This window comes from Pseudoalteromonas obscura, assembly GCF_030135505.1.
Classification (GTDB): Bacteria; Pseudomonadota; Gammaproteobacteria; order Enterobacterales; family Alteromonadaceae; genus Pseudoalteromonas; species Pseudoalteromonas obscura.
Genome location: NZ_JASJUT010000002.1, coordinates 52,107 through 67,980, shown reverse-complemented (window position 1 = coordinate 67,980; position 15,874 = coordinate 52,107). Strand labels below are relative to the sequence as shown.

Sequence of the window (15,874 nt, the reverse complement as noted above, 5' to 3'; positions counted from 1 at the left end):
TTGTCATTTATTGGGTATAATGACCTTCCAGAGGAAAGAGGTGCGTATTACGCATCTTTTTTTATGTCTGTTTTTTATACAGAATAAGCTAGCAGCCTCCCTCAGGCTGAATACACACACGGCGATTCCTTTGGAGATTTTATGACAACAGTTTTACCACGCGTTGGTCTATCTGCGCTTAGTGCTGCGATTTTATCCGCAGTGAGCTTACCATCCTTTGCAGCTGAAGATACTCAGGCTAAAAATAATACCTTTGAGAAAATTGAAGTAACAGCACGTAAACGCACTGAAAGCCTGTTTGAAACACCAACCGCGATCACTTCTATTGGCTCGGAAGCTATTGAAAAAGGCAACATGAGCAATTTAGATGACATTGGTAAATTTGTTCCAAATCTAAATATCACTCGTTATGGTGTTGGTAATGCCGCGCATGCTTCGGTATTTATTCGTGGTATTGGTCTTCAAGATCACATTATCACCACAGATCCTGGCGTAGGTGTTTATGTTGATGGTGTTTACTTAGGCCGTCAGATGGGGTCAAACTTATCGCTGCCTAATATTGAGCGTGTAGAAGTACTTCGTGGCCCACAAGGCACACTATATGGTCGTAATACGCTTGGTGGTGCGGTTAACATCATCACTAAAAAGCCTGGTAGTGAAGACATTGTTCGCGTTGAGTCGAAAGTAGGCTCTCGAGGCAGACTTGGTGGAGATATCTACACAAACCAAACCATCAATGACCAGTGGAGCTTTGCAGCTAACGCGTCTTATAAAGAGCGCGATGGTGTTGGCCATGCGGTAAACCTAGCTAACCCTGAAAAAGAAATTGGTGAAGAACAAGAAATGAGTGGTCGTTTGGCGCTTAAATGGCAGCCAAGCAGTGACTTTAGTTTAAATGTAGCCCTTGATGGGGTGGATAACGAATCAGGGCAATCTCCTTACACAATTGAGGTAACAGGTGGTCTTGATGCAAATAATCCTGACAATGGCGACTTCCCATTACTGAAAGAGAGCATGTTACCAGACAACCCTGATGACTTAGGATCAACAGTGGCAGGCATTGAGAGCACTGACTACTCTGGTTGGGGGGCATCAGTGATTGCAGATTGGCAAGTAAATGATGTCTACGCAGTGAAATTTATCACCAGCAAGCGTAGCTCTGATTACACCGGTGGCCTTGATGATGATGGTACGCCACTTCATTTGTCAGAGTTTCCTGAAGAGGGTGGTGCAGATCAGTTTTCAGTTGAGTTTCAGCTAAATGGTACATTTGATTCTTGGGATTTTGTATCGGGTTTGTACTACTTTAACGAAGATGGCTTCACAGCATCGGCACCTTACGTATATTCGCCATTCAATACGCCAGCTGCACCGGGTTCTTTCCGTATTGAGCAAGAAACCGACTCTTATGCAGCCTACTTTAATGCGAGTTTTGATATTACCGAGCAGTTAAGCTTGGGTGGTGGTTTAAGGTATTCGGAAGACTCCAAAGATGCGACTGCGGATTTCACTTGGTTTAGGAAAAATGCTACAGCAGAGTTTGATGAAGTGACTTGGGATGTGAATGCTGCATATCAATTAAATCGTGATATGAATGTGTACGCTCAAATACAAAAAGGCTATCAAAGTGGTGGTTTTCCACCGCGCCCATTTAGTGGTGGCGATGCATTTGTTTCATTTGATGAAACTAAAGCGCTTAACTACGAAGTCGGCTTTAAAGGCCAAGTTCATGACCGCGTGTCTATGATGGTTGCGGTATTTGTCACAGATTACACAGATTTGGCGTTGCCATTTAATGACCCGTCAAATGGATTCAATACTTATATTGAAAATGCCGGTGAATCACGCGCGCAGGGTATTGAGCTAGAAACGACAGTCGCAGTGACAGATGACTTTAGCATTCGTAGCTCAGTGGGCTACCTAGACTCTGAAATCACACATGTTGATGAGGGTGTGCAAGGGATCACGGTAGGTAATGCACCAGCTTTGACGCCGCGTTGGACTGTTATGGTTGCTCCATCATACTTTATGGACCTCGATTCAGGTGCGACGGTTGCTGTGAATGCAAGCTACTCTTACCGTTCTGATATGCAGGGTCAGTCAGTGAATAACCCAAATGAATTCATTGAATCTCGTGAGTTATTTGGATTCAATCTTTCTTATACTAACAGCGAAGGCGATACAGAAATTACCTTATATGGTGAGAATGTATTTAACGAAGTATATGATGTTGGCCGTTTACAACAAGTTGGCTTTGTTGGTGTGATGCGCAGCAATGACCGAAGTGAATTTGGCTTAAAGTTCAGAAAAGACTTTTGGCTAGACTAACTTAACAAGAAGGCCGGCTTATGCTGGCCTTTTAACTTTTGTAGAAAATTGAAAGCGCTTTTTAAATTTGGCTTTTCGCAACGAATATTCAATGACAGCCCTGTTGGATTCCCCTACACTCTGCAATACACTCGACTCAAGCTGAAGATTGAATGCAGTTTACTGTTCACACATTATCTCGAATTATGGATGGCGTTAGCGCCATGGCGATTTCTGCGAAAGGAATTTCAATAGAGACTAAGTCGGTCAAAAAGCTGTATACGTGGCAGTCACAATCTCAGCCCCCAGTTATACTCAACGGCAAGATCACGCCAAAAATACAGGTGTTCACGGCCGATGCGAGCTTTAAAGTACGCATTCAGACATGTAACATTGAGCTTGCGCAATTCGAGCTGCAAAAGCTGTGGTTGAGTTCCCATGTGAACAAGCTAAAGCAAAGTATTTTGAAGTTGGAATCATTGCTAGAAAAGCGCTATTTATCACACAGTTTATTATCGGCTGCGCAGCGAATGACCTCGGAATTAGCCCAGTATTGGTTAACTTGGTCTTTAGACAAGCGATTTGAACCCCATTTAGGCCAAACACGTTTCACACTAGAAGAAGTACACCACTGGCAGCAACAGGATATCGATGAATTCAGGGAAGCTTTTATTAAAAAGCAGTTGCATGACTTTGAAGCCTATTTTGATTCAGTATCGGCACAGCCATTAACGATTGCACAACGTAGAGCCTGTGTGGTGGTAGATGAAAGACAACTGCTGCTTGCTGGTGCTGGTACTGGGAAAACCAGTGTGATGATTGCCAAAGTGGGTTATTTGTTGGCGTCAAAAATTGCGCAGAGTAGCCAGATACTGATGTTAGCCTATGGCAAAGACGCGGCAGATGAAATGCATCAACGCCTAAAATATGCGCAACTTGATGCCACATGCCGAACATTTCACAGCCTCGGGACATTTATTCTAACGGAGGTTGAGGGTCGTGCGCCAGTATTGTCAAACATGTCTAATAGCGAGCAGCAAAAGAGACAGTTTATACATGAAACACTGGTGTCTCTGTGCCAAGACCAAGAGTTTAAAACACGTTTTCTTACGCTATTAAAGTCAGAATTCAAATTGGTAAAAAGTGATACCGAAATTGATTTTGCTTCGCCGTCTGTGTCGCGCGCTGTACGCCTTTTCTGTGAACTGATTGGTTTATATAAACAGGCTGCAAGTTTAGGCAGTATGCAACATATAGAAGGGCAGTATGAATCAGTATTGGCGGTGTTTCGTCCAGTTTTGACTGAATACCAATTATATTTGGCCAATGAACAAAGCATTGATTATGACGATATGATCAGCCGAGCGATTAAGTATGTAAAGTCTGGTCAGTTTCGCAGTCCTTGGGTACATATTTTAGTGGACGAGTTTCAAGATATCTCCCCTGTGCGCGCAGAATTAGTGAAAGTATTGCTCGCCCAGCATCCGCGCAGTCACCTATTTGCGGTAGGGGATGACTGGCAATCTATATATCGCTTCAGTGGTGCAGACCTTACACTGACAACACATTTTGCACAGCACTTTGGTCCGTCGACTGTGATGCAATTGGATAAAACCTTTCGCTATGGTCAAGATTTGCTAGATTTAGCCAGTGATTTTGTCTGCCAAAACCCACAGCAAATTGTCAAACAAGTGCGAGCACAAAGGGTGCCTGATGAACCGTCAGTTTTGATTACCCCTGAAGTATCAGAGAACTCATTCACTTTTGTGATTAAAAAAATAGCCGGCAACTCAGCACGTAACATGTCGGTGATGATTTTGGCGCGTTATCATAAACAATTGCCGTCAAAAGAAGCTTTGTTATTATTAAATGAGCAGTATACACACTTGAATATTAGTGCAATGACGTTTCATGCGGCAAAAGGAAAAGAAGCGGACTACACGATTCTGACAGGCCTTGATAGTGATTCAGTCCCAGCTAAGCGTCAAAACGACGAAATTATTGATGCTTTTTTACCTAAGATGGAAGCCTATCCAGATGCAGAAGAACGACGTTTGTTCTATGTTGCTCTGACTCGCGCAAAGCGTCAAACATATATCATGTCTCCGAAAAAGCCGAGTCATTTTATTGCAGAAATATCGACTCAACTTTAGTTAAGAGATTGAGAATATTCGCCATACAATTAGAAATGTCGCCCAGTGAGAGCTAGAGTTTGGGTATCACAGCCTACATTTGGAGCCTACTATGGCGGAAAATATACTGGCAGATGCGCTGACGCGGCTTGCGACGATTGCAAATCAACTAAACATTTCTAAAGATACACTTCAGGCTTTAAGTCAGCCTTTGTGCACCCTAACTTGTTACGTGTCGATTCGTAAAGACAATGGTAAGACAGCCTATTTTAATGCCTATCGTTGCCACTACAATAATTTGTTAGGACCAACAAAAGGTGGGATCCGGTTTCATTTGGATGTCGATCAGAGTGAGGTTGAAGCGCTGGCACTTTGGATGACGCTGAAGTGCGCCGCGGTTAATGTGCCATTTGGTGGCGCAAAAGGGGGCGTGGCCGTGGATGCAAAGTCGCTTTCTGCACTTGAAATAGAACGTCTTTCCCGTGCCTATGTCCGCGCAATGGCTGATTTTATTGGCCCGGATACAGATATCCCTGCGCCGGATATGTATACCAATGAACGGATCATGGGCTGGATGATGGACGAATATCAAACCATTACACGCTGTAAATCCCCATCGGCTTTCACTGGTAAGCCACTCATCTTTGGCGGCAGTAGTGGTAGAGATACAGCAACAGGTACAGGGGCGTTTTTATGTATCGAAGCATTAGCCAGTAAACTTGATTGGCAGAGAAATAAAAAAACGGTTGCAGTGCAAGGTTTTGGTAATGGCGGTGCGCAATGCGCAAAACTACTTCAACAAGCAGGCTATAAAGTTGTCGCAGTCAGTGATTCTCAAGGGGCCATATACGCGGAAGGGGGATTGGATATTAAAAGTATTGAGTTCAAAAAGCTGCATAGTAAACAACTGCAAGCTGTTTACTGTGAAGGGTCGGTATGCGAATTGATAGAGCATACCAAGCTCTCCAATCAAGCATTGTTAGAGCTCGATGTTGATATCTTAGTACCGGCGGCGATTGCAGGGGTGATCACTCAAAGCAATGCTGCTCAAATCAAAGCAAAAACAATCGTCGAAATTGCTAACGGGCCAATTAGTGCCAAAGCCGATGTCATTCTAAAAGCTAAAAATACGTTAGTGATCCCAGATATTTTAGCCAATGCAGGGGGCGTTATTGTGAGTTATTTTGAGTGGTGCCAAAATCGTCAGGGAATGCAGTGGAGTGAAGACAAAGTCGCGAAAAAACTATCAGAATATATACACAACACATTTGAAAAAGCGTGGTCCCTGCATGCCGACGGTAACCTTGATATGCGAGAAGCTGTTTATGCGCTGGCTTTGAAAAACTTATCATTGGCGATAGAAGCACATGGAACCCATGACTATTTTAGTGCTAACTCTTAGTTCAGAGCCAAAGGTACGCATTGTAGTTAGAATAATTACACAATACTAAATCACGCATCTTCCAATACTATTCTCATAATAACAGTAGTGTTGGTTGTTTTTTATACTTCTGCGTTATAAAACGGCAAGAGGTAACCAAATGTAATGCATATTTAATGACCACAATCGACGCAATTTTAAATACTAAAATTTCTATTAAATACGTGCTTGTCTTACTCATAAGTATGTACGCTATCGATACTTTAACTAATCGTCAGGGCGCAGTCGCTCTGGTCGACTCCCACATTGATAATCAAGTTGATAATGTATGTCTCGAAGTGCCTTCTCAGCATGAGTTGGCGTTAGAAGGTGAAAGCCCAGTTCTTGTCAGCATGGTTGCGCCCCGTGACGATACCAAGTTAAACGTATTTCCTTTGCCTGAAGCGCAAATAGGTGTGACGCAACTTTCCTCTTTTAGCGGCGATACCCAGTTATCTCAAGCGCGCTTTTCTCAGCTCCAATCAGAATTTGCTATCAAAGATATTGAACTTTATATCCAATCTCAACGTGAACCGGATGGTACAAATATGGCGACGATGTTTGCACACGAGCCAGTTGATGAAGAGTGGGCGATACCACAAGAGCAAGTACTAACTGAGCTTTTCGATACGGATGGGCTAAGTATATATCCGTTCGAGCGCGCCAAATGCCGCAGTAGTCAATGTGCGGTTGGTGTGTTTGTAGCAAGTGATGACGAGGTACGCACCCTATCCATGGATTTAAGCGCCGCGCTGGCGGAGCTAGGTGGCGGCAATGGTGCGTTACCTATGATGATAGAAAAAAACCCACTAACAGATGAAGTGACTGTTTATATCGCGCGGACTATGCGGGGGTTTAATTTGTCAAAGACTGGTGGGGGGCCTCGTCAAAATATAGGGCAGTAAGGAAGCGCTAGGGTATGCCTGTTCACTTGTTCATTGTGGTGAGTTTGGCGTTGTGTCGTATAGCCAATGCGTGCGACTGGTGTCGAAGTGAGTTCAATAGTGGTGATGCTCGATAATAAATTGTACGCATTATCGATGGTATTGAGTTGGCCGAAGAAGTCAAAATCTTTGTAGGGCCATAAAAGTGCAAAGCGAAGTTTTTCAATGTTAGTTAAACATTTTTATTACGGACATATTAATCATTAAGGAGATTAAGCATGCATAAGTTATTACAAGGTACAGTATTAGCAGGGCTACTTATGGCCTCTGGACAGGCGCTGGCATGGTCATCCAGTGACCCAAGCTTTAATGACAACTGCCGATGGCAGTTAGTTAAAGTGCATCGTTATACAGGATTCTATGGTGAGGAGTATCGAGCTATTGGTTCATGTAAATATCAAAATAAATTTTTGAACTATAGAAACTCATATATTCACTACTGGTAATAATCGCTAAGCCGCGAAAAACGCGGCTTATTTTTTCTCGGAGAAACTTTGTTGGTCCATCGTGGTTGTAATCGGCATCGGTTATTTATAATTTCAAGAGGCTCATATTTTTCAATCACAATCATGTAGTGAAAATTTCACAGTGCATATCTGCCATTATCTATTTGTTATCTATATTTATTATTAAGTATTGAATCGTCTTTGGCTTTTTTGGGGCTTTTTATAGGGGCGAGTCAAGCTGGTTACTTATGGTGTTTATTTTTTCAGGCTAGAGGCTTGTTTTATACGGTGGAAAGATATTGCATTCTACTGGATTTGAAAAAGGAACTGTGCAGCTGGTTTAACTTACATGTGCGCAAAAAATATCGATATAGGTCCAATTTTATGCGCACATATTTTTACTGCACTAAATTTAATTAGTGACAGTTACCAGTATAAATTCCACATGGTTGACCTGGACGCTGTTGAGTCCAACAAACACCATCTGTATTACACAGATCAACGCTCATCTCAAAGCCACCAGCTACTTGCGGTGTAGCGCCTTTAGGCAATGCATTTTTAGCTGATGTTAATTTTTTAATGCTTTTTTTATTTAGCTTTAAGTTCATAATAAATATCCTTCTTTTTTTGTTTGTACTTACTTATTAGGTTTATATTTAGGTAATATCATTATTATTCTTGAGGCTAATAGTGTTCTGAGTAAGCCTTTTTATTACCATAATGCTTTATTGGTAAATGTGAATGTAAATGATATTAACTTATTAATAACATGAAAAGAAAATAAAAGGCAAGCATGTTTTTTACAGAGGTGAATATCGGTGCGCAAGGATAAACTGGGAGAGGAAATACCCTGTCACCAATACGCACACGTACAAGTGACAGGGGAATTTATTTAAAAGCTATATGAGGCCTTGGCGTATACAAATCTGCCATCAGTGTTGTAAGCAGAAAAAGCAGAATATGGGAATATCTGATTAAAGTTACTAAACCCAATATTACCGACCGTGTCTTGCGGGTATTGGTCAAATAAGTTATTTGCCCCCATAGCGAAGCGCCACTGTTCCGAGTACTGATAAGCCAATTCTAAATCTGCGATCCATTTAGCGTCTAGCACTTCATCTTTTTCGACTGTACTTGATGAGTCTGTTGTTTCACCATAGCGCGTTGCTTTTAAGATCGCTGTCCAGTTTTGATACTGCCATGTTGCAACTAAGTTGAGTTTATCCTTTGGTGTTCCCTCTTCAAAGCGTGCAATTTCTCGACGTGCAAAATATTGGTATTCGTCACCCAACGCAGCAAGTTCTGCTGGGTTGTTTTTGACTCGAGTCACTTCTGTATCGTTTAAGTTCAGTGCCGCACTTAAATTTAGGCGACCTAAAGAGTTTAGGTTAAAGCTATAAGTTGCGACGATATCGACACCCTGAGTACGCGAGTCGATGGCGTTTGTAAAATATCTTACTCGCTGGACATTTTGTTCTCCGGCATTCTTTAGAATACGCTCGACGGCGTCACCGCTTAGGTTTTCTGACAGTACAATTCGATCGTCGATATCAATACGGTAGGCATCAATAGTCAAACTAAATACGTCGTCTGTATAGATAAAGCCAGCAGTCATGTTTACGGATTCTTCTGCATCTAGAGGGCGTGCGCCAAGAGCTTGTGCCGCTGGCGTATCGACTGGAAACAAACCGACTTCATTTGGTACACCGTTTTCAAATACGGTTGCAACTGACTTGTATGATGATTGTGCTAAAGAAGGTGCTCTGAATCCCGTGCTGATAGCACCTCTAAATGACAAGGCATCATTAATAGCATAGCGTGTCGCAAGTTTACCAGTTAAGGTGGAGCCGAAGTCACTGTAATCTTCATAGCGAGCAGCTGCAATTAGGTTCCAGTCGGCATTAAGGTATGTATCAAATTCTGTGAATAGCGCAATATTATGACGAGATTCATCAACCGCACTTGCTGGCGAAAAGCCTGCTAATACCTGCGCTCCACCTGCGGCAACTGGGGTGCCATCTGCATTGAGCACTGTTAGATAAGAAGCTTCTTCACCAACCTCAATTTGGTAAGATTCATTGCGGTACTCACCACCTAGGGTGATGAATACTTCTTCATATAAACCAAGATCAAAGCTGTTTTTAGCGTCAAAGTTGAGTGTCAGCTGGTCATAAACGAGTGCGCCGTTCTCAAACTCAGTTGGACTCGCTGTGCCCATTGAGGTGTTTAAGCTATTGGTGACTCCAAAATTGAATTGGTTTCGGCCATAGTTTGCGCTGCCGTCTAAATCCCATCCCGCCACATGTGATTTTGCACCGAGTGCCAATGCAAAATCGTCTACATTAGTTGTTATTTGTGGTAAGAAGCCATTGGGGTAAATCTCGACGACATTTTTTTTGTCGTTCGCGCGACGGAAAAAACCACCTGAGTTACCTTCACGCTCAGCATAACTACCGAAAGAATAAACAGACAGAGTGTCAGAGAGGTCATAACCTGCGTTGTAAAAGAATGCGACATCTTCGATATCAGCTTTACCAAACCTATGGTTGTAACGATCGGCCTCGAACTCTCTTGGGTCTAAGTTTCCTTGCTCATCTCTGTCATACTGTTCTCTTGGATCAAAACCTGAGCGGTTTGAAGGGGCTTTATTGCGTGTTTCTGCACTGAGGTGAATATAGCCACTTTGCCCTAAAGGCAGACCTATGTTACCACTCAGAGTAGCTGTGTTGCCGTCGCTTATACGTCGATCATCAGCCAAGTTAAATGCAAGTTCGCCTTGGTCATCCTGGTAAGTGCTTTCAAGCTGTTTTACGCCAGCCATTTGCGTGTCATATTTACCATAGGTAAAGTTAATTGACCCACCATTGTCCGCATCTTTCAAAACAATATTGATAACACCTGCAATGGCATCCGAACCGTACTGCGCCGCAGCACCGTCTCTGAGTACCTCTATGCGCTTAATCGCTGCCGTAGGGATCATATTAAGGTCAACGGCTGAAGAACCTCGCCCGACAGTACCATTGAGGTTTAATAGTGCACTTGAATGGCGACGTTTACCATTGATCAGTACAAGTGTGTGATCAGGAGCTAAGCCTCTCAAAACGGCTGGTCTGGCATGATCTGTGCCATCGGCAAGCTGTGAATTTGGAAAATTAAAACTAGGAATTAGTGTGGTCAATACTTGACTTAATTCCAACTGACCTGAGCTATTAATTTCGTCCAAGCCGATGATATCGACTGGTACTGTACTTTCCGCAATGCTGCGCAAGCTGCGTCGAGTACCTGTTACTTCGATAACTTCTGGCTTTAGTTCAGGAGACTGACTTGAAGATGCCTGCGCTGTAAGGGTGAAAGCAGGTGCAGAAGCGAGTATCAGGCTGACTGACGCTGCCAAGAAGCTGGGTTTTAACATGGTATATCCTAGCGAGTTGATTTCGGTGATCTGAATAGCTCAATGAATGAGGCTGATTGTTTTATGGAGGGGGGATACTAAAGAGTAATTTATGCGTCGTTAAATTCAATTTTGTTATAGTTTATAACTTCTAACCTTTGGCTATTTTCTCAGAAAAGGAACGCTACTTATCGCTATCAAGTTATTAATAAAATTAAATATATTAATTTTTTGCCTCTTGTATTTTAACATTCTTCTATTTTAGAAGGTGTTGAATAGCCTATTTTTATTGGTTGTTTAGCATGGGGTTGGATACAGAATGTGACGCATTTTTAGCCGTGGGTTTGGCGTAGCCGCACTGTAGCGGCGTCGCCTGAGGCCTAAACTTGCGATGATATGGCATAAATGTTCGAGCGTAGGAAATCGCTAAAGGCTTTTGATTTCTTTATCTACTTGGTAGCCTTCATCAGTGACGATTTTTTCTAGCACGGCGACACGGTCTTTCAATTGTGCGATTTCGTTCTTTAACTGGTCGCTCTCTTGTTTATTTAATCCACTTAGCTTATTGGCTTTTAAGTACTTACTATATAAGTCACTGATAACACCAAAACCAACACTCACAAGTACGATTAAAAATACCATAGTAGTACCTGACATAAGCTCAATCTCCTTAACCTGATTAGCCTTAATCATAGTTGAATTTTGTGCTTAGTATAGTGACAAGTGTCAGATTAAGTGTAAGAAGAAATGAAAGGTTTTGAATGGACGAGCGATATAAAGTTGAAGAGGCTGCTATACCCAAGCTAATTTTGGGTATAGCAGTTGACATTTATTCGTATGGCAGTGGATCGGTCGCTTTATTTAATTCAAATGCTTCTAAGCGCTCTTGGCATGCACCACACTTACCACATGCTTTTTCACGGCCGTTATAGCACGTCCAAGTATGACGATAGTCTAGGCCCATTTTTAGACCATCCGTCAAAATATCAATTTTCGAATTGTTTAAATAAGGACATACAATCTCAACTTCGTCATAGTTGGCGATCCGACAAACATCGTCCATTTTTTTTACAAATTCAGGTCTACAATCAGGGTAGATAGCATGATCACCTGAGTGTGCGCCGTAAAATACTTTGTTGGCTTTCAAAGAAACCGCATAACCAACTGCCAGAGAGAGCAAAATCATATTGCGATTCGGCACGATTGTGCTTTTCATGCTCTCTTCTTCGTAATGGCCTTCTGGCACATCAATGTCATCGGTAAGTGAAGAACCAGCAAGAAGTTGGTTGATTGCAGATATATCAACAATTTTATGTGCTACGTTTAAACTGTCGCAGACACTTTTGGCTACTTCTAACTCTTTGACATGTCGTTGTCCATAGTTAAAAGATAGCGCATAAACCTCATGCCCCTCTTGTAGGGCTTTGTTTAGCACGGTGTAAGAATCCATGCCACCAGAATAGATAACAACGACTTTTTCGCTCATTGGAGATACCTCGGATAAATGCCTCAGGTTTTGCCTCGATTTTAATAGAGGTTTGCTTCAGGGCGCGATATACTACACGGCCGCTGAAAAAATGACAATTTTAGCAGGTTATTTTCGCAAAATATATTGAGTAGTTTGGAGCTGTTTTGTACAAAATTAATGAAGTTTTTGAAACCATCCAAGGTGAAGCAAGCTTTACGGGTACCCCGTCTATATTTGTTCGCTTACAAGGATGCCCTGTCGGGTGTGCTTGGTGTGACACAAAGCAAACATGGGATGTGAATCCGACTTATTTAGTGAGTTTGGACAAAACGGTAGAGAAAAAAGCAGACTCAGAGTGGTGGGCCAATGCTACACCGCAGGAAATCATTACTCAATTTGAACAGCGCGGATATACGGCTAAGCATATCGTTATCACCGGTGGTGAGCCCTGTATGTATGACCTAAACGAACTGTGTGAGCAATTGCACCAGTCGGGATACACAACACAAGTAGAAACCAGTGGTACGTTTGAAGTTTTGGTTCCAAAAGAAACTTGGGTTACGGTATCACCTAAAATTAATATGCGTGGTGGGTACGAAGTATTGACCTCGGCAATGCAAAGAGCGGATGAAATTAAGCACCCAGTTGCGATGCAAAAACATATTGATGAGCTAGAAGTGCTGTTTGAACAAACAGGGGTGAGACCTAAACTTATTTACTTACAGCCGATCAGTCAAAAGGCGAAGGCGACTAAATTAGCCATTGATACGTGTGTTAAGAAAAACTGGCGATTATCAATCCAAGTTCACAAGTATATAGGTATAAATTAAAAGCGCTTTGAAGCGCTTTTAATTTATACAGAAATGTCAAAAATGGTCATATTATTGTGGGAATGCTTCAATACCGGAAATTGAGCACTTCCACCAGCCATTATGGCTCGTTTCATTGAAAATGACTCGACCGGAAAAAGACTTTGTTGTCATCATGGTTAGCATCAAAGCGTACAGTTGATCATAGTTAAAGTTTGACTTCTCTAAGCGTCCGCCTCTGCCATGACTACATCCCGGCATGCTACCAGCCTGAAACTCCACATACAGGCCATCACCACCCCTTAAGTAAAATGAAGTTGGGTACAGGTTATCAATCTTTGGACCTGTTGTTGATGCTTGCGCATTTGTCGTAAACAGGGCTGAAGACGAAACGGCCAAAAGGGCGAAGAAAAGCTTTTTCATGTTTAATCCTTTATTTTTATATTTTTATATTTTTATAGATATATTAGGTTTAATCCCAATATGGGTACATGGTATCAGCCATCTATTGAAAGTTAAAGTTATAGTCAAAAAATACTGTCAGGTGACACGCGACTGTGGTGGCATGTGGCTCTATGGCAGTGATTGTTAAAGAGCTAAGGGAAACTTTAATAACACTCTGAGCTTCCCATCTCTATAATGCGCTCAGTCTCGCCACTATTATTAAAAATATAGAGACCTTTGTTGATGTCGTTGAGCACCTGCCGCCAGCGAGGTTTCTTTTTGCTCAATGCGAAGAATAAGTTGTTATAGCGAAGCGCGGGTTGAACATCTTCGAGAGCTCGCAATAAAGTCACTTTTTCAGATTTGGATAAATTGGAGTAACTTACTGTAAAGCGCAGCACTTTTGGGTCGCCAATGATGAGATCAACTCGTTTTCCCACCAATAGTTTGACGAGCTGAAGGTCGTCAACTGCTTTGACAATGACAAACTCTCCGTTGTCCATCATCGCATCAAACTCTGGGGTATTTTGATATCCTCTTACGACGCCAATGGTAGTGCCCTTAAGCGCATTTAAATTTCCTTCAAATGAGTCCCGCTCGCCACGACGTTTGATGAAACCTATTTCACCGCCCGGGTAGGCATTGGATAATGCGAGCAACTCACGTCTCGTTTTCCCTTCATAGTTGTCAGAGGGGGACGCATCTTCAATAAAGTATTCTGGGAACAAAATATCTGCTCGACCGGATTCAGCAGCTTTAACAGCCCTTGCCCAAGGTAAAAACTCGACATACACCGGGTATCCCTGATCAACAAGCAGAGAAATGGTAAATTGAAAAACCCACCCTTTATTACAAAGTTGATCGCCGATGTAGGGGGGCCAATCTAGCGTTACTAAATGCAGCTGCTCTTTTGTTGGGTTTTTACTGAACAAGTATCCGTTTTCGTGAGGCGTTCCGACAATCATTTGATATTGCCCTGATTTAAAAAATCCCACTTGTAGGCTTGCACTGGTAGGGGATGCAAATAGAATGAGATAGCTGATGACAAGGCCTACGACTAATTTCATTTTACTAAATTCCTTATGCATATATTTTGCTATATTTTTGGTTTTCCCAAGTCAAATAAACGCAAGACTGGACTTAAACAGACTTTGTATATTATGGATACCATTACAGAGTAACAATATGCTTTAACCACAAATCTCAGTGGTTGGGCCTACCAACCAAGGGTGGGTAGCTAATATTCATATTGTCTTTATTTGTTTAGTTTAGTAAGAATACGGGGAAAGGCGAAGGAGATTATCTGGATTATCCAATAAGAAGTAAAGGCCAGCTTAAAACTGGCCTTTATAGATATATTTGGCAGTTTATTGAACTAGCTCTTGATCGCTGAATTCATCTGCGAACATTGGGCTAGATAAGTAACGCTCAGTAGCGCTTGGTAAAATTACCACAATGTTCTTATCTGCGTTTTCTGGCTTTTCAGCGATACGCTTAGCCGCAACGACTGCCGCGCCAGATGAAATACCGACAAGAATACCTTCGTCTTTCATTAGCTGATGTGCCATTGCAATCGCGTCTTCGTTTGATACTTGCTCTGCACCGTCAATAAGTTCTAAATCTAGGTTGCCAGGGATAAAACCTGCGCCGATACCTTGGATTTTGTGTGGACCAGGTTTAACCTCTTCGCCTGCAAGTGTTTGAGAGATTACTGGTGAATCGCTAGGCTCTACAGCAATTGATTTAACATCAAGGCCTTTTTCTTGTTTCAAGAAACGGCTTACACCTGAGATTGTACCACCTGTGCCAACACCTGCTACGAAGTAGTCGATATTACCTTCAAGTGCGTCAAAGATTTCAGGACCTGTTGTTTCAAAGTGAATTTTAGGGTTTGCTGGGTTTTCAAACTGCTGTAAAAGAACATACTTTTGAGGATCGCTTTCAAGAATTTCATTAGCTTTCTCGATAGCGCCTTTCATGCCTTTAGCACCTTCAGTCAGTACTAAGTTTGCACCTAGTGCTTTTAGTAACTTACGACGCTCAAGACTCATTGTATTTGGCATAGTTAAAGTAAGTTTGTAACCACGTGATGCCGCAACAAATGCAAGGGCAATACCTGTATTACCTGAAGTTGGCTCGATCAGCTCTTTACCATCCCCTAATAGGCCTTGTTTTTCAGCTTCCCAAATCATAGAAGCACCGATACGACATTTTACGCTAAAGCTCGGGTTGCGAGATTCAACTTTGGCGTATACGTTGCCGCCAGTTACTCGATTTAGTTTAACAATTGGAGTTTGGCCTATTGCTAGGCTGTTATCTGAAAATACTTTAGACATAAATGTTCCCTTGAATGAGCTTAGGACTATTGTGTATAACACTTCATATAGCCACACTTTACTGATCCTGTAGCAAAACAAGAAGTAAAGAATGGCTATATGATATATTAAAAAAGCTTATAGCTATAACGAATAAAAAATACACTGCTAATTACGCTGGGTAATTAGCAGGGCTTG

General features: G+C 42.1%; 13 protein-coding genes. 6 read left to right on the top strand and 7 right to left on the bottom strand.

Features of this window, described 5'->3' with window-relative positions; all coding sequences use genetic code 11:
• Positions 1–141: 141 nt before the first annotated feature.
• The 5 genes from QNM18_RS04610 (at position 142) to QNM18_RS04590 (ending at position 7,249) form a co-directional block, all read left to right on the top strand.
• The gene (locus tag QNM18_RS04610) at positions 142–2,328 is read left to right on the top strand and encodes a TonB-dependent receptor (RefSeq protein ID WP_284136497.1); all 2,187 of its coding nucleotides are present in this window, start codon (positions 142–144) and stop codon (positions 2,326–2,328) included.
• Between the two features lie 152 nt (positions 2,329–2,480).
• Positions 2,481–4,460: a UvrD-helicase domain-containing protein gene (locus QNM18_RS04605; protein ID WP_284136496.1), complete on the top strand. Its 1,980-nt coding sequence runs from the start codon at positions 2,481–2,483 to the stop codon at positions 4,458–4,460.
• Between the two features lie 91 nt (positions 4,461–4,551).
• Positions 4,552–5,841: a Glu/Leu/Phe/Val family dehydrogenase gene (locus QNM18_RS04600; RefSeq protein ID WP_284136495.1), complete on the top strand. Its 1,290-nt coding sequence runs from the start codon at positions 4,552–4,554 to the stop codon at positions 5,839–5,841.
• Between the two features lie 155 nt (positions 5,842–5,996).
• Positions 5,997–6,764: a hypothetical protein gene (locus QNM18_RS04595; protein WP_284136494.1), complete on the top strand. Its 768-nt coding sequence runs from the start codon at positions 5,997–5,999 to the stop codon at positions 6,762–6,764.
• Positions 6,765–7,021: 257 nt separating this feature from the next.
• Positions 7,022–7,249 carry a hypothetical protein gene (locus QNM18_RS04590; RefSeq protein ID WP_023398741.1) on the top strand — a complete coding sequence of 76 codons (228 nt, stop codon included), beginning with the start codon at positions 7,022–7,024 and terminating at the stop codon, positions 7,247–7,249.
• Positions 7,250–7,665: 416 nt separating this feature from the next.
• Here QNM18_RS04590 and QNM18_RS04585 read toward each other — a convergent pair whose 3' ends face one another.
• The 4 genes from QNM18_RS04585 to queC form a co-directional block, all read right to left on the bottom strand.
• A complete protein-coding gene (locus QNM18_RS04585; protein WP_023398742.1) occupies positions 7,666–7,857 on the bottom strand; it encodes a hypothetical protein in 192 nt (63 codons plus the stop codon).
• 284 nt (positions 7,858–8,141) lie between these two features.
• On the bottom strand, positions 8,142–10,661 hold the full coding sequence (locus tag QNM18_RS04580) for a TonB-dependent receptor plug domain-containing protein (RefSeq protein WP_211009501.1): 2,520 nt from the start codon (positions 10,659–10,661) through the stop codon (positions 8,142–8,144).
• Between the two features lie 405 nt (positions 10,662–11,066).
• Positions 11,067–11,297, bottom strand: a complete 231-nt coding sequence (locus QNM18_RS04575; protein WP_211009500.1) for a hypothetical protein — start codon at positions 11,295–11,297, stop codon at positions 11,067–11,069.
• A 172-nt stretch (positions 11,298–11,469) separates the two neighbouring features.
• Positions 11,470–12,126, bottom strand: a complete 657-nt coding sequence (gene queC, locus QNM18_RS04570) for a 7-cyano-7-deazaguanine synthase QueC (protein ID WP_023398745.1) — start codon at positions 12,124–12,126, stop codon at positions 11,470–11,472.
• 146 nt (positions 12,127–12,272) lie between these two features.
• Between queC and queE the strand changes: the two genes are divergently transcribed.
• Entirely contained in the window at positions 12,273–12,938 is a 666-nt protein-coding gene (queE, locus tag QNM18_RS04565) for a 7-carboxy-7-deazaguanine synthase QueE (RefSeq protein ID WP_284136493.1), read from the top strand.
• Positions 12,939–12,989: 51 nt separating this feature from the next.
• Here queE and QNM18_RS04560 read toward each other — a convergent pair whose 3' ends face one another.
• The 3 genes from QNM18_RS04560 to cysK form a co-directional block, all read right to left on the bottom strand.
• Positions 12,990–13,340 carry a hypothetical protein gene (locus QNM18_RS04560; RefSeq protein WP_284136492.1) on the bottom strand — a complete coding sequence of 117 codons (351 nt, stop codon included), beginning with the start codon at positions 13,338–13,340 and terminating at the stop codon, positions 12,990–12,992.
• 185 nt (positions 13,341–13,525) lie between these two features.
• Complete coding sequence (locus tag QNM18_RS04555; RefSeq protein WP_211009497.1) at positions 13,526–14,428, bottom strand: substrate-binding periplasmic protein; 903 nt, start codon at positions 14,426–14,428, stop codon at positions 13,526–13,528.
• Between the two features lie 300 nt (positions 14,429–14,728).
• Positions 14,729–15,697 (bottom strand): cysteine synthase A, encoded by a 969-nt coding sequence (gene cysK, locus QNM18_RS04550; RefSeq protein ID WP_023398749.1) that lies wholly within the window; start codon positions 15,695–15,697, stop codon positions 14,729–14,731.
• Positions 15,698–15,874 lie beyond the last annotated feature (177 nt).